Here is a 17,643-nt window from a genome sequence, read left to right as displayed (position 1 = left end):
AATTATTGCTTGATTTCAACTCTGTTCACCATTGACAGAGATAATGGCGATGAATCGCGTATTGATCTGTGCCAGTAATCACATGATGGCTAACGTCAAAAACCGACGGTTACAGCACTCATTAAGGTGCAGCCGTCGGTTCTTCTCTATAATCTGCTGTTCAATTGCAATTTAAAAGCTATTCTCGTTAAGCGAGCGGATAAAGACTGTCATTTGATTTTTGGATAATGGCTTCAACATGTGCTGTGTATTTATCACTTTTTAGAAAACGCTTGTCATTTAATCGAATAACGAGAAAGGCGCCCGCCATAAACAGCAAACCAATCACTGCAGAAGCCATTTCTACGTTCCCACTGTATTGAATGCCATTAAGGATGCCAAGACCAGCGACGAGGCCTAAAAAGAGCGACATCAGCGGAATCATATACATAATAAACGCTGCGCTTAAAACACTGCTGGTTCCCATTGATACTTCAACCATATCGCCCACTTCAGCATGCACATCATTTTTCGCAACCAGCATGACATCTTTCTGCTCATCACCCAAATGACAAGCCCCGCAGCTGCCGCAAGCTGTATGCCGCAATAATTTGATCTTTGAAAATTCTTTGTCTACAGAGACAATGACACCTGTTCGATCCATCATTTCACCTTCATTTCTAAGCAATCCACGATTCAGTTCAGAATCATCTTATCCTAATTTTAATACTTTAAACCTTCGCCTTATCAATTGATCATTTTATAGTTTTATTGTTTCATTATTGTATTGTTTCATTGTTTCATTATTTTTGACGCTGCCGCATGATAATGGTCATCTCAATCACTTTGCATGACGTGATTGAATACATTAAAACGCTTCTGGATCAGCCTTCTTTTTTATTATACGCCTTTTGCAACCATTTTACAATGAGACGGATTCTCAAAAGGATTGTCTTTACTTTTCGACTGGTTTCAATGCGATATAAAGTTCATCAAGCTGCTTGTCTTCCGTTGAACTCGGTGCATCTGTCAGTGGGCAGCGCGCATCCTGTGTTTTCGGAAATGCGATGACATCGCGAATATTATCCGTTCCCGCCGCCAGCATGACAATACGGTCTAAGCCAAAGGCAATACCGCCATGCGGTGGTGCACCGTATTTAAAAGCATTGATAAAAAAGCCGAATTTATCTTGAGCCGCTTCCTCAGAAAAACCAAGCGCGCTGAACATTTTTTCCTGTACACTTGAATCGTGAATCCGTATAGAACCACCACCGATTTCATATCCATTCAGGACGATATCATACGCTTTTGCACGGCATTCGCCAGGTGCTGATTCAAGCTTGTCAATATCTTCGTCTTTTGGCGAAGTAAACGGATGATGTTTGGCAACATACCGTTTCTCTTCTTCATCGTATTCGAAGAGTGGAAAATCCGTTACCCAAAGGAAAGCATAAACATCCGAACGAACGAGTTCAAGTCGCTTTGCAAGCTCGTTGCGTAATGCGCCGAGTGAATCGAAAACGATATTAGGCTTATCAGCAACAAAGAGTATCAAGTCATTATTACCTGCATCCATCGCTTTTAAAAGTGCCTGCATTTGAGCATCATCAAAGAATTTGGCAATTGGCGATGATACGCCGTCTGCCGTCGTCTTAATCCACGCCAGTCCCTTTGCGCCGTAAGTCTTTACAAAGTCTTCAAGTTTACCAATTTCTTTTCTTGAAATTCGGTCACCATACCCCTTGACATTAATCCCGCGGATATCACCACCGTTTTCCAAGGTCGATGTAAACACCTTAAAGTCAACCGCTTTAACGATTTCATTCACACATTTTAGTTCGAAGCCAAAACGAATATCCGGCTTATCAGAACCATAACGCGTCATAGCTTCTGCATAGGTCATTTTGGGAAGCGGGAGCGGTATTTCATAGCCAATCGCCTCTTTGAAAATTGCAGCCAGCAGCTTTTCATTGATTGCCATAACATCATCTTCTTCGACGAATGACATTTCAATATCAATTTGTGTAAATTCCGGTTGGCGATCTGCTCTCAAATCCTCATCTCTAAAGCATTTTGTAATTTGATAATAACGGTCGAATCCGGATACCATCAAAAGCTGCTTAAAGAGCTGAGGTGACTGCGGCAGCGCATAGAATTTATTGGGATTAACGCGGCTTGGTACGAGATAATCGCGTGCACCTTCCGGTGTCGGTTTCCCAAGTACTGGTGTTTCAATGTCAACAAAGCCATTTTCGTTTAAGAACTGACGTGCTGTGGATGTAATCTGATGTCTTAAATAAAAATTCTTCTGAATTGATGGTTTTCTTAAATCGAGATATCGATATTTTAAACGCAGGCGTTCGTTCGCTTCATCGCCGTCTTCAACATGAATTGGCGGTACATCTGATTCGCAGAGAATCTTGAGCTCTGATGCAAAGATTTCAATCATTCCCGTAGGCATTTGGGGATTCACACTGTGACGTTTTTTTACTTCCCCCGTCACGGCAATAACGAATTCACTGCGAAGCGCATTGGCTTTTTCGAGCGCCTCAGCTGAGACTTCTGCATCAAATACGATTTGGCAAATGCCCTCGCGGTCTCTGAGATCAATAAAAATCAAGCTCCCTAAATTACGACGTTTTTGTACCCATCCCATAACGGTAACGGTTTCACCAATATGTGTTTCGCGCAGCACACCACAATAATGTGACCGTTTTGTGCCATTTAATGCCTCTGCCATTTTAAGCCTCCTGTTTTGATTGGATCAATGCGACGCCTTTCTCAACGTCATCAATGCCTATTTCAATTTGTGTACCATCAGCCATGCACTTTAACGGCATGACCCCCTTTGTCACTTCGTCATCACCTAAGATGATGACGTATGGCACTTCAATTTTATTCGCATACTTAAACTGTGCTTTCATTGAGCGTCCAAGGTGATCAATTTCCGTTTTGATGCCCGCATCTCTAAAGCGTTTTGCCACTGCCAGCGCACTGCGTTTTGCCTGTTCACCCAGCACGATGATAAAGAGCTCATTTACCATTGGTTTTGGTATCTCAATCCCTGTATTTTGCATCGTAAGCAAAAGGCGCTCCATCCCCATACCAAACCCTACACCCGGTATTTCCGGCCCGCCAACTTCTGCGACCAAGCCATCGTATCGCCCGCCGCCAGAAACAGTAGACTGTGCACCGATATCTTCAGAAATAAATTCAAACGCTGTCTTCGTGTAATAATCAAGTCCTCTGACAATGCCCGTATCCACTGTAAAATCAATGGTCATTGCGGTCAGCATGCTTTTGACATCTTCAAAATGGGCTGCACATTCATCACACAGCGAATCAATCATGTGCGGCGCATCATGTAATTCTGCCTGGCAATCAGGATTTTTACAATCCAATATACGCATTGGATTCTTATCAAATCGATCATTGCAAGTATCACACAGCTTTGGCAGTTTTGGCGCCAAATACGCTTTAAGCGTTTCATTGTACTGAGGCCGACATGTCGGACAGCCAATGCTGTTGATGTGCAATTTGACATCCATTAGCCCGACACGCTTGATAAATGTATCGGCAAGTGCAATGACTTCCGCATCTGCCGTCGCACTCATCGTTCCGAAGATTTCGATTCCAAATTGATGAAAAGCACGCATCCGCCCTGCCTGAGGCCGTTCATGTCTAAAGCATGGCGTAATATAATAAAATTTGTGCAGCTGACCTTGTCCATGCATTTTATTTTCCACAAATGCACGTACGACAGGCGCTGTTCCCTCTGGCTTCAGTGTCATGCCATCTTTGTCAAGATAGCGTTTGAACCCTGCGGCATCCCAAACGCCCTCCGTCACCTTTCGCGTTTCTACACTTGGGATGACATTAAACATTTCCTTTTGAACAATGTCAGTGGTTTCGCCAACGCCGCGCTTAAAAAGACTCGTATATTCAAATGCCGGCGTCCTCATTTCTTCAAATCCAAATTCTTCACAAATCTTTCTGAACAGCTTCTCAATATGATGCCATTTGTATACCTCGCTTGGTAAAATATCATTGGTGCCCTTTGGTTTTAAAATCATTGTACGCCTCCTTTCGCTTCTTTTGAGCTAACGCTTTTCCCGATATCACCACTGTCTTGTGACAATCGGCTCCATCCCTTAATCGTTTGCGTAAGCTTCTTAATTTAAATTAAAAAACTCCCGTCCCTGTGCAAGGGACGAGAGATACTCCCGCGGTGCCACCCTAATTGGTTAAACCCACTTTAAGATATTGGTCTTCCTGCAAGTGTCTTCACAATGCGCCGTTCATGGGCTTTCACCAGTCTCCCACTCGCTTGGAACATAAACATTGCTACTCCTCTTGCGACCTATTCAGTTCGTCTGAAAGTATTATATATTATTTGATCTGCATCGTCAACTCAGAAAATGCAGACGCCTTTTTTAACAATATTTCATCAAATCGATTGAGATAATCTTCGACACCTTTAAAATTTGCCACGCGTTCAAATCGATTTTCCGATGGATGACAGATTTTTGAGACAGCACCTGCACCCAGTGCTATTATCGTGTGCCTTTCTTCCATAATGCGCATATTGTATAGGGATTCACAGCCATTTGCCGCATAACCGACATTTTCGAGATGGCCGATCATTTTTTTCTGCCGATACATGTAATACGGTGTCAGCCCAGTTCTCCGAAGCATCCTGTCAGCCGTCGCCATCATATTTGACACGTCATCGTCATGCGCCAATGCGATCGTTTCTAAGTGTTCATTTAGACGTGATGCACGTTTCACTGCCAGTGTGTGCAGGGTTACGTTCTCGGGTGCCATTGCCAGAAGCGCTTCAACTGTTTTTTCGGCATCAGCCACCGTCTCGTCGGGCAAACCCATGATTAAATCCATGTTGACAACTTTAAAACCAACTTGGCGTACTTGCTGCATCATGTCTGTAATTGCTGACGCTTTGTGCATGCGCCCTATTTTCACTAGTGTCGAATCATTCATCGTCTGTGGATTAACACAGACACGATCGACACCATACTTTTTCATAATTCGAAGCTTCTCCAAATCAACGGTGTCCGGTCTTCCCGCTTCAACTGTGAATTCCAGAACGCTCGTTAAATCAAATGCCTCTGAAACAGCCTTTAGCAATTGCGTCAGTTGCTCTGCATTGAGCGATGTCGGCGTCCCTCCGCCAATATAAATACAGTCGACGGTCTTGCCAATATTTGCAGCGTATTTAGCCGTTTCGCGAATTTCTTCAATGAGTTTTGTCACATAAGGCGTCATTAGGGCACCTTTTTTGCGCACGTCATTTGATGGGAATGAGCAGTAAAGACAGCGCGTTGGACAAAAGGGAATGCAGATGTAAAGCGACAGCTTATCTGAATCTACCGGGAAGAGATGCGGTCTTTCACGTGCTGCAATGGCCATCATTAAATCAATCTTTTCATTTTGAATCAAATAATCCTCTGAAAGCTGTTTGCGAATCGCCTCTGGTGCCAAACCGCGATCCAATAATTCATGGACGATTTTTACCGGTCGAATACCGACCAGTATGCCCCACTTACTCTTTGGTGTATAGTGGCTTTCCAAGAGCTGATAAAATCTTTTCTTAATAGAACGTTTCACTTCCGGTGTCATGGAGCCTTCACCCGATAATGTTATTTTGACATCATCGACAGCAGTGCCGTCTTTATAATACACAGCGGTAAACAGTTCCGGTGTTTGCTGTAGCTTTAAACACGCTTCACCGCGTAAAACAGCCTCTTCAAATGCGTGTTCATCTGTTAAAAAAGACAATTGCGATTTTTGAATAAAAATCGCAATCAAATTTTCCAGATCATAATAGAGTTCATTTCTTTCAACATATACCAACATGTTTACGCCTAGCCTTGAATAAATGGATTTTTTCTTCTTTCGTAACCAATGGTTGTACTGGCACCATGGCCAGGATATACCACTGTTTCATCATCAAGTTTCATCAGTTTTGTTTGGATGGCATTAATTAGCGCTTTATAATCACCACCAGGGAAATCCGTTCTGCCAATTGAACCGTAAAATAAGGTATCACCACTGATCAGCAATTTTTCCGCGGGAATATGCAGGCAAATACCACCACGTGTATGCCCTGGTGTATGCAAGATATCAATGCTGATTTTACCAATAGTGAGTTTGTCGCCTTCGCCTATTGTACGATCTGCTGCAAAAGCAACTTTAGGGCCATTCATCGCCGCCGTTAAATTAATGGCAGCATCTTTGAGCATCACTTCATCTTCGTGGTGAATGAGCACTTTAGCACCCGTTAATTTCTTGAGTTTCTCAACACCGCCAATATGATCGCCGTGACCGTGTGTCAATACAATCATCTGACAGGTAATGCCTTCATCCATAAGCTTTTTATAAATTCGCTCTGCTTCGCCGCCCGGATCAACGACCATTGCCGGTTTGTCCGGTTCATTCTCGTCCGCTAATATAAAACAATTCGCACCATATGCCCCTACGACTATTCTTTCTAAGATCATCTTCAATCACTCCTCATTTCTTCAAAACACCTTTCGCGAAACGCATTAGAACAGAGCCACCTCAGTTATTTCTCCTTCGCAAAAGCGTTCATTATAGCACTAAAACTGCTTATGACTGTCAACTAAAATTGTAATCGGCCCATCATTTTGAATATCGACATGCATATATGTTTGAAAGACGCCAGTCTCCACTTTGACGCCCAGCATTCTTGCTTTTTCGACAAATTGCTCGTAAAGATCATTAGCCGCTTCAGGTCTAGCCGCTTTCGTAAAGCTCGGTCGTCTGCCCTTTCTGCAATCACCTAAAAGCGTGAACTGTGAGATGCAGAGCATCTCGCCCTGAATATCCATCAATGACTGATTGAGTTTATCCGCCTCATCTTCAAAGATGCGGAGATTGCATATTTTTTCAACCATGTATGTGACGTCTTTTTCTGTGTCGCCATCTTCGACACCAAGTAATACATTAATGCCCTTGCCGATCGCGCCAACGACTTCGTCATCGACGACGACAGATGATGCCTTTACGCGTTGCACAACCGCTCGCATATAATCCTCCTGCCTTTATGCCGTCACGCGCTTAACTTCAATGACATCTTCGATGCCTTTGATTTTGCGAATCAGACGGTTCAGCTCTTCTATATCAGAAATTTCAATCGATAAGTTGATAATGGCAATACCCTTTTTATCAATTTTCGCATTGAGGCCCGTCACCATCATATTCAAATCGCTGACGATAATCGTGATTTCCGATAGCAGCCCCTTACGATCTGATGCAATGACCTGTACATTCGTCATGTACGAACTCGCCTTATCCGATACCCATTCTACTTCTATAAAACGATTTTTCGCCTCTTCGGTTTTTTCAAAGTTTGGGCAGTCGGCCCGGTGAATGGTAACACCTCTCCCTCGCGTAATATAGCCGATAATTTTATCGCCGGGCACTGGGCTGCAGCATTTTGCAAAACGCACCAGAATATCATCAATGCCCTTTACGACAATCCCCGTGTCACTGCGCTTATTCGTCTGTTTTTTCTGCGTGTGCGGTGGTTCTTCTATTTTTTCTTCAAGTTTTTGCTTGGCATGCTCTTCCTTTTGCTCTTTGAGGTATTTCTCTTTAACTTTTGGTACCACTTGATTGGATAAAATGCCGCCATAGCCGAGTGCATTGTATAAATCATCAAGCGATTTCATACTGAGGCGTCTCAATATCTCATTCAGGTAATCTTCATGGAGAACCTGCTTAACGGGAATCCCTTGTTTGCGAAGTTCACTTTGCAGAATCTCGATGCCCTTTTCGATATTTTCCTCACGGCGTTCTTTCTTAAACCATTGTTTGATCCGCTGTTTTGCCTGTGTTGACTTAACAAATTTCAACCAGTCTCGTGAAGGACCATTGGCATTTTTTGCGGTTAGAATTTCAACGCGCTGGCCATTTTGGAGCTGATAGTTAATGGGCACGATACGCCCGTTGACTTTTGCACCCACACATTTATTGCCAACTTCGGAATGTATCTTGTATGCAAAATCGACAGGCGTGGATCCTACCGGCAAATCAATCACTTGCCCATTTGGCGTAAAAACGAAGACTTCAGTATTGAACAAATCAAATTTCAAAGATTTCATAAATTCATTTGGATCCTTGAGATCACTCTGCCATTCCATCATTTGCCGGAACCACGAAATCTTTTTCTCCATTTCTGCATTGGTAGCTTTAGAACCCTCTTTATACTTCCAGTGTGCTGCGATACCGATTTCGGCAATGCGATGCATATCTTTCGTCCTAATTTGAATTTCAAAGAGTTCACCATTGCCCATAACGGTTGTATGAAGCGATTGATATAAATTCGGCTTCGGCATGGCAATATAATCTTTAAATCTACCTGGAATAGGCTTCCAAAGTGTATGCACAGCCCCTAACGCGCTGTAGCAGTCCTTAATATCATCACAGATAATACGGATCGCCGTCAGATCATATATTTCATCAAATTCTTTATGCTGAAATTTCATTTTTTTATAAATACTATAAAAGTTTTTCGGTCTGCCATATATTTCAAAATTCATATGGAGATCGTCAAGTGCATTTTCGATTTGCTGAATATAATGATTAATAATAGATTCTCGCTCCGTACGTTTTCGATCCACTTTTCTGACCAAATCGCGATATCCTTCCGGATCGAGATATTTAAGACTCATATCTTCCAATTCCCATTTTATCTTAAAAATCCCGAGACGATGGGCAATCGGCGCATAGATTTCAATGGTTTCTTCAGCTTTTTCACGCTGTTTCTCCGGCGGCATGTTATCGAGTGTGCGGATGTTGTGAAGTCGGTCTGCCAATTTAATGAGAATCACCCGTATATCACTGGACATAGCTAGAAACATCTTGCGCAGGTTTTCCACTTGCCGCTCTTGTTTTGTTTCGTAATTGATGACCGCAAGCTTTGTGACGCCATCAACAAGCAGTGCAACTTCACTGCCAAACTTTTTTCGCACATCGTCAAGGGTTACAGTCGTATCCTCCACGGTATCGTGGAGCAGTGAAGCGATGATCGTATCTTCATCCATTTCAAGTTCAGCCAAAATGAGTGAGACATTTTTCGGATGCGAAAAAAATGGCGTGACGCCATCCTTTCTATATTGCCCTTCATGTGCTTTTTCACCAAAGTTGTAAGCCTGCGCCAATCGGTCAAGATCAACATATGGTGCAATTTTACTGACCTTCGCTAAATAACTCTCTAAGTTCATAGAACACCCTGCTTAAGCTTTCCTCTCTGTCCATACGACAAAAGCGCCTTACGCGCTTTTATCAATCTATAAAATCTATATATATTTCATTTTAGCGAGTCTGACTGTGTTTTACAAGCCTTTTTTAATCGTTATAGTGTACCAGCGACTTAACGTTATAGCCATCTAAAAGCGCTCTGCCGCCAAGAAAATCAAGTTCGATAAGAAATGCGAGTCCTGCGACCTCGCCGCCTAACTTCTCAATCAGTTCACAGACGGCTTTGGAAGTACCGCCTGTTGCCAGCAAGTCGTCAACAACCAATACTTTCATGCCTTCTTGAATGGCATCCGCATGAATTTCAAGTGTATCTGTCCCGTATTCGAGTTCATAGGCGTGTTGAATCGTATCATATGGGAGTTTGCCTGGTTTTCGAATGGGAACAAATCCCGTCTTCGTTAAAATGCTCAAGGGAGCACCTGTTAGAAATCCCCTTGCCTCCGGACCTACGACAACATCAAATTCGAGCGTTTCTACCATTGCTGCCATTTCTTTAATCGCCGCCGCATAAGCCTCACCATCTTGAAGCAGTGTTGTGATATCTTTAAAACTGATTCCCTTAACTGGGAAATCTTCAACCACGCGAATTTTTGATTTAAAATCCATTTTATTAGCCTCCGTCATATTCAATATCGTGATAAATCGCGCCACTCATCCATCAAATGGCGGTACAGCGGGATTTGTTCGATATCCACCTTCTGTTCCGGCCGCGGCATCTTATGAAACTTCATAAGTGCGCCTTGACGTTCAACGTTAAAAAGCGCCATTTCTTCAAGCAATTTCAACCCAAGCAAGCATTTAGTCAAATGCATGTTGACGTGCGCCGCAAGCTTCTCAACGGCTATTTCCTCAATAGATCCAATACGTTTATAAATCAGGGCAACATCATCACGATCTGGTATCAGTGCCGCCAGCGTCTGAGCTCTTAAAGCATCCTCCAACACGTATCCCGTCATCAAAGCCGATGTTGCTTCGGAAAGCGGCATAAAGACGACATCGACATAACCTTCACGCTGTTCCAATGCGTTCAGCATATTAAAATGTACCGTATAGTTATATCGGTTTTCAGAAAAGACATAATCTTTAAATCGAATAAGACCTTCCTGATTGTAAATCAACAGCGGCAACGCTTGCCCTGACGAAAATATTATATCAAAATCCTGTATTTTTGTAAATTTGCCGTTAATGGCAATATTTTTTTCTGAAGTTAAATAAGCGGCCTCAGCCTCACTGATTTTTTGAAGCAAATAAGCCGACAGCGGCATTCTGTTTTTCACCATATCCCGTATCATAAATTGAATGGTTTCAACACCCATAAAGCTGTTCTTTTCCAAATAAAGCAACATGTGCACACGATCATTCTTGCGAAAGTAAGCCGTGAGATCACCTTGATTGAAAGCCAGTGCATCGTAAATGCGAATACCGTCATTGACAATGAGTTTTAAATGATTCTGCTGTTTACCAATTCTCGTAAAATCGTCAATAATGAGATTTTTAAATGCAAACTGCGGTCTCGGGTTGCCAACGCCGAAAGGTTTTAGTTGATCAATTTCGTCAAGCAGCTTGTGTGTAACCATTTTAGGCGTCAATTCACCGTTAACGGTTTTTTTTAGTTTTAGCAAGTAGTTTGGCATTGACGTTGCCCCATATGCCATAAGCTCAGTTTTCAGCTTTGGCACATCTTCTGCCTTCAGCGTCAACCCCGCTGCCTGTTCATGTCCGCCAAATTTTAAAAATAAATGTTTAAACTGACTAAGCACTTCAAAAATACTGATGCCTTCAATACTCCTAGCAGAACCTTTTGCAAGATCATCTTCCAAATTGAGAATAACGGTAGGACGACTATATTTTTCCGAGAGTTTAGAGGCAACGATACCGATAATCCCCGTATGCCAATTACGCCCCACGACGATGAGCACGCGCTCACGATCCAAGTCGATGTTCTTTAAGATGTAAGTTTCAGCATCTTCGACGATTTCGCGTTCACGCGCTTGTCGCTCTGCATTTAAAGCACTTAGCTCTTTCGCAATTTTAATTGCTTTGCCAAAATGAGGCGTCGTCAATAGTTCAACGGCAATCTTAGGATTGCCAATACGACCGGATGCATTGATCCGCGGTGCAATAACGAACCCAATATGACCGGCGTTCACTTCTTTCTTCTCTAAGTTTGCCTCTTTAATCAACGCTTTTATGCCCGCATTTTCCGAACGCTCCATTTGCGCGAGGCCAAGCTTTGCAAAAATACGATTTTCATCTGCCAGCGGTACAATATCAGCAATGGTTCCAAGCGCTAAAATATCAATGACTTTTGGATAAAATACTTCAAAATCATCTCCAGCCAACGCTTGTACCAACTTAAAAGCAACACCGCAGCCGGCAAGCATTTTAAACGGATAACCTTCTCGCTTCGGATTGACGACAGCAATGGCACTTGGCAGTGTTTCCTGGCATTCATGATGATCTGTTATGACGAGGTCAAGGCCAATTTCACGTGCATACTCTGCTTCTGAAACCGCAGTAATCCCGCAGTCAACCGTAATCACCAGCGTTCCCCCCGCCGCTTTAATCGAATCGAGGCCAGTAACACTAATACCATAACCTTCATCCTGACGATCTGGAATATAGTATTGCACTTTGATACCAAGCGACCTGAAATAGTGTATCAGAATCGAAATGCTGGTAATGCCGTCCACATCGTAATCACCATACAGCCAAATCTGCTCTTTTCCAGCAACGGCTTTTCGGATACGCGTTACAGCTTGGTCCATATCTGTCAATAAAAAAGGATCATGCAGTGCATCAAGCGAAGGCGAAAAAAAACGGATAGCTTCTTCACGTGTTTTAAGCCCTCGATCTAATAACATTTTTGTAATCAAGGGCTCTGTTTGGAAAATAGTACTATATTTTATTATCGTTTCTTCAGAAACCGCCACGGGCTCCCAAATGCTATTTTGAAAAATCATTTACACTCCATTTTGTGAATTCTTTTCCTGCATTGCCTTCAGCGCTGTTTCACGTTCTTGAAGGGCATCTTCTTTTTCTTTGATGACTTCATCCTTTGATTTGATAACTTCATCCTTTTTCAGACTTTCCAGTTCTTTGTCTTTAAGCTGACCTTCAAGTCCTGTGATGCGCTTGTTAAGCTCTTTGATGGTTTTTTTCGTCTTTAACTTCTTAATACTGTCAAACAAAATAACCATTAGCGCGCCAATCAGTGCAGAAATAATAATTACCAGTGCCAATGATACCTCAATTTGCGTAAATACAAAGCTTACAGTTACCACCGTCGCATTAAACAGTGCAAATAGTGCGATAACAATGGCAAAAATCAAGAATAAAATAATATTCGCTTGCATATGAGCCTCCTCACATTCATTTCTGACAGTTAAATTTTCCCCGTTCATTTCAGAAATCCAAATCAGTCTGTTATGTAATCTCATCGAAATAGTTATTAGCACTTATTTAAAAAGCCATGATCACCCCACATAGGCGATCATGGCTCCATTCAACTAGTTAGTCGCGTATGATCCCTTTCTCGCCTTACGGCTGCGAATAAGTGCCCAAACTGGACTTGCAATAAAGATTGATGAATACGTACCAACGGCAACTCCGGCCATTAACGGCAATGCAAACTCTTTGATTGAGTCAACGCCCAGCACCAATAGTGAGCCAATAACGAGCATTGTCGTGAGTGACGTATTGATGGATCGCGTCAGTGTTTGTCCAATAGACATGTCTGCAATCTCGCCATACTTTTTATTCTTTTCACGTTTTACGTTTTCGCGCAGTCGATCGAATACGACGATGGTATCATTGATGGAGTAACCAACAATGGTTAGGACTGCAGCAATAAATGATGAATTAACTGTAATGCTAAAGATAGCATAAACCGATATCAGTATGAGAACATCATGAAGCAACGCGACAATAGCTGCCAAGCCAAAGACCAGCTCAAATCTGAAAGTGATATAGATGAGCATTAACACGGCAGCGCCGAGGATCGCCATAATCGCTCTGTTTCTGATCTCAGTGCCAATTGCAGGACCGAATTGTTCTGTACTTCTCAGTGCCCCGTCTTCAAGGCCATATTGTGTCTTAATGGTATTAAAGATGGCCATACGGTCTTCATTGTTTATGGAAAGTTTTGTTTTGATGATCACTTCTGTTTTATCTGCACCTGCATGGACTATTTCCGGCGATAGGTTGTACGGTGCTAAAACCTCTTGGAGTTCTGCTACCGATACTGTCTGTCCTAAATCTACCTGCATCATGGTCCCGCCAGTAAAGTCAATCCCGAAATTTAATCCGCGTACCAGCATCATGATTAAACCGATGAGGATGATTGCGCCGGATATTGAAAACCACAGTTTTGAATGTTTGATGATTGTCACATTTTTCATACCGCTTACCCCCTTGATCCATAGAGCTTTTTACGATCTGTAAAGCCCAACGAGAGCTTTAACAGCGTTTTTGTCAAGACGACAGCCGTAAACATACTGGCAATAATACCAATCATCAAGGTAACGGCAAACCCTTTTATTGGACCTTCTCCAAAAGCAAAGAGTACAATAGCGGCAATAAACGTCGTGACATTTGAATCGACAATGGTGCGCATCGCGCGATGAAAACCGCTGTCAATAGATGCTCTAAGCGATTTGCCGACTTTCATTTCTTCCTTGAGCCTTTCGAATATAATGACATTGGCATCAACGGCCATCCCCAGTGAAAGGACGATACCAGCAACACCTGGCAGTGTCAGCGTCGCGCCAAAACCGATCATTGCATAAAGAATAATAAGTGCGTAAGTTAATAAAGCAACAGATGCAATAAAACCAGGAATTTTATAATAAATTAGCATGAACAGAACGACGAGGCATAACCCTACAATCGCAGCACGTACAGATGAATTCAATGAATCAAGGCCAAGTGTTGGGCCGATAACAGATGTTTGAACTTCGGAAAGTGGTACAGGCAGTGCACCGCCCCTAATGAGCGTTGCCAAATTGTTTGCGCGTTCAACATCAAAACTTCCTGTAATAATCGCCTCATCTTGTGAAATAACTTTGCTGACATATGGCGCTGAAATAACGGTATCATCCAAGAAAATAGCAATTTGCCCTTTATTTGAAGCATTGTCAATCGCTTTTACCGTGCCGGCTGTAAATTTATCCGTACCTTCTGATGTGAACTTTAAGCCGACTGACGGCGATCCTGTTTCATCAGTTGTCACAAATGCGTCTTTAATCTCTTCACCTGTCAAAACGGTTTCCGTTTCGAGCATTGATTTGGGCATGCCTTCATAAGCCGGCAAATCACCCGTCACAAGTGCAAACTCCAGTTGTGCCGTCTCACCTATCACGCTAATCGCATCTTGCGCATTTTCGACGCCCGGAAGTTCTATTCGAATGCGGTTACTCCCCTGAATGGTAATCACAGGTTCTGTCAGTCCCAATTCATTAACACGTTTACTGATAACGCTTTTTGTCTGTTCCATAATTTTTGACAAGTCGTCACCCGATGCATCGGTTTCTGCTTGGTACACGACGACAACGCCGCCTTTAATGTCAAGTCCAAGATTCATCGAATCGGAAACAGGTGCAACAGTAAAGCTTCCAACGTTCACACCATATGCGGCCAAATAAGTCAACCCTGCTATCAACGCTACGATGAGTATGAACAGGATTGTGTTCTTTTTGTTCATGTAATTTCCTCCCTACCAGCGATTAGTATTTCTTTGACAGCGCCACATAATCTTCTGACGATGCCTTGATACCTTCTATTTCTTCATCTGTCAATGATCTGACAACTTTTGCGGGCATACCGATGACAAGTGATTTTGAAGGAATGCGTTTGCCAGAAGCAATTAGTGCGCCTGCCCCAATGATGACATCGTCTTCAATGACGGCATTGTCCATGATAATGGCGCCCATACCAATTAATACACGGTTTCCAACTGTACAGCCATGAACAATCGCACGATGCCCAATCGTGACATCATCGCCAATCGTACATGGACAGCCATGATTACAATGAATCGTAACTAAATCTTGGATATTCGTCCGCTTTCCAATTGCAATCGGTGCATCATCGCCTCTAACGACAGTATTATACCAAAAATTCGAATCAACAGCTACAGAAACGTCACCAATTATATCTGCAGTCTCCGCAACAAAGCAGTTTTTATCAATTTTCGGGAATTTTCCGTCAAAACCTCTTATCATAAGACCCTCCTTCAATTAAGTAGACATATCGACAATTTCTGAAACAGTTTCCGCATTTTCAGCTTCATGCAACTTGCTGTAGACATAAATGGAGCATTCAATGCGTTTTTTCTCAAGTTCGCACCCTAAATCATAAGGCACGTAGATATCGTGATTAAAGTTATAGGCATTTGCGTGGCAGCCACCGCTGCAATAAAACTTTGCCCAGCAGTCGCGACATTTTTTCTTATTGTAAACATGAGCATTTTTAAACTCATTACTGAGGCCAAAGTCAATGACGCCCGCCATGACATTGCCCATTAAAAAGTGTTCATTGCCCACAAACTGATGGCATGGATAGATATCCCCTTCTGGTGTTACGGCGATATACTCCGAACCCGCGCCACAGCCTGTAAGGCGTTTAATCACACATGGTCCTTGCGAAAGATCAATGGCAAAGTGAAAAAAGCCAAAAGGTTTTCCGGCAGCATCTCGCTCAATCAACGCCTCAGCAATTTCATCATACTGTGCAAAGAGCATCGGCAAATCTTCATCTCGCAGTGCATATGGAATGTCAGGTGATGTCACCACCGGTTCTACGGAAGTACTCTTAAAACCAAGATCAGCTAGATGAAGGACATCTTTTGCAAAATCCAGATTTTCTCTTGTATAAGTCCCTCTGACATAATAGGCTTTATCACCGCGCTTGTCCACGATTGACTTAAACTTCGGTACAATAACATCGTAGGACCCGCCGCCGGAAATCGTATAGCGCATTTTGTCATTAACGGCTTTGCGCCCGTCAATACTGAGCACGACATTGTCCATATTGGCATTAATATAGTCCGCGATTTCATCATTTAGCAAAACGCCATTTGTGGTAATGGTAAATCGAAAGTGCTTTTTATTCGCTGCTTCCAACGATCGCCCATAGTCGACGAGCTTTTTAACAACTTCAAAATTCATCAGCGGCTCACCGCCAAAGAAGTCAACTTCCAAATTACGACGATTTCCAGAATAGGCAACCAGTAAATCAAGCGCCTTCTTGCCGACTTCAAACGACATCAAACCGCGATCCCCTTCAAAATCACCCTGTGAGGCAAAACAGTAGGCACACCTTAAATTGCAGTCGTGTGCAACATGCAGACAAAGTGCCTTGATAACAGGGCTTCTATTCTGAAATTCAATGCTGTTGATATATTGATCATCCGTGAGCAGCATCTCGGCATCGATAAGCTGATCAATATCTGCCATCGCTTCACGGAGCTGATCTTCCGGGTACTTTTCAACTAATGCTTTGATGGCACTGATTGGACACAGTTTAGGGTAGTAGTCCAATAGATCATAAACGATTTCATCGATGACATGTACCGCACCGCTATTGACATCCAATACAAAATACAGGTCGCCCTGTTTAAATTTGTGTATCATTTATTCCTCCAGTGGGCACTGACGAACGCTCTGATGCGTCGTACGCATAATTATTCGCCAGTGTCACATTTAGCTTTGGGCATTAAGAAAAGCAGCTTCAAGCTGCTTTCATAACTGAAGCTCTTATTTATTTTCACATGCTTGGTTGCCAACCGTACAAGACGTTTTACAAGCCGACTGACAAGATGTTTGACATTCGCCGCATCCACCGTGTGCTGCACTGCTCTTTAACGTACCGCTGTTAAGCGTTTTGATATGCTTCATTTTCAAATCCCCCTTCATAAAGAAAGTTCAATTTTTTTAAAAAATACAAGCCATTATACCATATATCCGCAAAATAGAAAAGCTATTTCGCCAAGAACAAGCAAAGTCCATTTTTATGCTTCGTCAGAATCATCGGCCTCAACGGTTTCAATCTGTTCTGGTTCAGCAGGCATTGGTGCTTCTGACGGAACGTCTACAGAAGAAATTGCCCATTTTTTAAATGACAGTTTCGTTCTCGCAGCACCTATCTCCAATACGACATCATCGTCTTTGACACTGATGATCTTACCAACGATACCACCGATGGTTACGACGATATCACCCTGTCTTAAATTAGCCCTCAAATCGGTTAGCTGCTTATTCTTCTTATTTTGTGGTCTGATAATAAGGAAATACATCAATCCAAAGAAAAATGCCATATACAGCACTAAACTTAAAGTACTTTGCATGTTGTTCACTCCTTTGA

The 17,643-nt window shown here is 42.6% G+C and carries 16 protein-coding genes; all 16 read right to left on the bottom strand.

All coding sequences use genetic code 11. The annotated features are described in order from the left end of the window. Window positions 1-187: 187 nt before the first annotated feature. The 16 genes from KHM83_RS13735 to yajC all read right to left on the bottom strand — a co-directional run bounded on the left by KHM83_RS13735 (window position 188) and on the right by yajC (window position 17,626). Window positions 188-646 carry a SoxR reducing system RseC family protein gene (locus KHM83_RS13735; protein WP_213237599.1) on the bottom strand — a complete coding sequence of 153 codons (459 nt, stop codon included), beginning with the start codon at window positions 644-646 and terminating at the stop codon, window positions 188-190. A gap of 288 nt (window positions 647-934) precedes the next feature. Continuing rightward, on the bottom strand, window positions 935-2,719 hold the full coding sequence (aspS, locus tag KHM83_RS13730) for an aspartate--tRNA ligase (RefSeq protein WP_213237598.1): 1,785 nt from the start codon (window positions 2,717-2,719) through the stop codon (window positions 935-937). Window position 2,720: 1 nt separating this feature from the next. Beyond that, window positions 2,721-4,052 (bottom strand): histidine--tRNA ligase, encoded by a 1,332-nt coding sequence (hisS, locus tag KHM83_RS13725; protein ID WP_213237597.1) that lies wholly within the window; start codon window positions 4,050-4,052, stop codon window positions 2,721-2,723. Between the two features lie 316 nt (window positions 4,053-4,368). Then, window positions 4,369-5,853, bottom strand: a complete 1,485-nt coding sequence (gene hemZ / locus KHM83_RS13720; protein ID WP_213237596.1) for a coproporphyrinogen dehydrogenase HemZ — start codon at window positions 5,851-5,853, stop codon at window positions 4,369-4,371. An 8-nt stretch (window positions 5,854-5,861) separates the two neighbouring features. Then, window positions 5,862-6,497 carry an MBL fold metallo-hydrolase gene (locus KHM83_RS13715; RefSeq protein WP_213237595.1) on the bottom strand — a complete coding sequence of 212 codons (636 nt, stop codon included), beginning with the start codon at window positions 6,495-6,497 and terminating at the stop codon, window positions 5,862-5,864. Window positions 6,498-6,596: 99 nt separating this feature from the next. Next, complete coding sequence (gene dtd / locus KHM83_RS13710) at window positions 6,597-7,046, bottom strand: D-aminoacyl-tRNA deacylase (RefSeq protein ID WP_213237594.1); 450 nt, start codon at window positions 7,044-7,046, stop codon at window positions 6,597-6,599. A 15-nt stretch (window positions 7,047-7,061) separates the two neighbouring features. After that, entirely contained in the window at window positions 7,062-9,245 is a 2,184-nt protein-coding gene (locus tag KHM83_RS13705) for a RelA/SpoT family protein (protein WP_213237593.1), read from the bottom strand. Between the two features lie 124 nt (window positions 9,246-9,369). Then, complete coding sequence (locus KHM83_RS13700) at window positions 9,370-9,888, bottom strand: adenine phosphoribosyltransferase (protein WP_213237592.1); 519 nt, start codon at window positions 9,886-9,888, stop codon at window positions 9,370-9,372. Window positions 9,889-9,908: 20 nt separating this feature from the next. After that, window positions 9,909-12,245 carry a single-stranded-DNA-specific exonuclease RecJ gene (gene recJ, locus KHM83_RS13695; protein WP_213237591.1) on the bottom strand — a complete coding sequence of 779 codons (2,337 nt, stop codon included), beginning with the start codon at window positions 12,243-12,245 and terminating at the stop codon, window positions 9,909-9,911. Next, complete coding sequence (locus tag KHM83_RS13690) at window positions 12,246-12,638, bottom strand: LapA family protein (protein WP_213237590.1); 393 nt, start codon at window positions 12,636-12,638, stop codon at window positions 12,246-12,248. It lies immediately after the preceding gene. A gap of 153 nt (window positions 12,639-12,791) precedes the next feature. Next, on the bottom strand, window positions 12,792-13,682 hold the full coding sequence (gene secF, locus KHM83_RS19760) for a protein translocase subunit SecF (protein WP_246543107.1): 891 nt from the start codon (window positions 13,680-13,682) through the stop codon (window positions 12,792-12,794). Between the two features lie 5 nt (window positions 13,683-13,687). Next, window positions 13,688-14,983, bottom strand: coding sequence for a protein translocase subunit SecD (gene secD, locus KHM83_RS19755; RefSeq protein ID WP_246543106.1), 1,296 nt, complete (start codon window positions 14,981-14,983; stop codon window positions 13,688-13,690). Between the two features lie 22 nt (window positions 14,984-15,005). Beyond that, a complete protein-coding gene (locus tag KHM83_RS13680; RefSeq protein WP_213237589.1) occupies window positions 15,006-15,503 on the bottom strand; it encodes a gamma carbonic anhydrase family protein in 498 nt (165 codons plus the stop codon). A gap of 15 nt (window positions 15,504-15,518) precedes the next feature. Further along, window positions 15,519-16,913, bottom strand: coding sequence for a thioether cross-link-forming SCIFF peptide maturase (scfB, locus tag KHM83_RS13675; protein ID WP_213237588.1), 1,395 nt, complete (start codon window positions 16,911-16,913; stop codon window positions 15,519-15,521). A 123-nt stretch (window positions 16,914-17,036) separates the two neighbouring features. After that, window positions 17,037-17,177 (bottom strand): six-cysteine ranthipeptide SCIFF, encoded by a 141-nt coding sequence (gene scfA / locus KHM83_RS13670; RefSeq protein WP_213237587.1) that lies wholly within the window; start codon window positions 17,175-17,177, stop codon window positions 17,037-17,039. Between the two features lie 113 nt (window positions 17,178-17,290). Further along, window positions 17,291-17,626 carry a preprotein translocase subunit YajC gene (gene yajC, locus KHM83_RS13665; RefSeq protein ID WP_213237586.1) on the bottom strand — a complete coding sequence of 112 codons (336 nt, stop codon included), beginning with the start codon at window positions 17,624-17,626 and terminating at the stop codon, window positions 17,291-17,293. Window positions 17,627-17,643 lie beyond the last annotated feature (17 nt).

Origin of the sequence: Fusibacter paucivorans (assembly GCF_018390735.1) — a bacterium.
Taxonomy (GTDB): Bacteria; Bacillota; Clostridia; order Peptostreptococcales; family Acidaminobacteraceae; genus Fusibacter; species Fusibacter paucivorans.
Note: the sequence above shows the minus strand (reverse complement) of the source record. Positions and strands in the feature narration are given on the sequence as shown.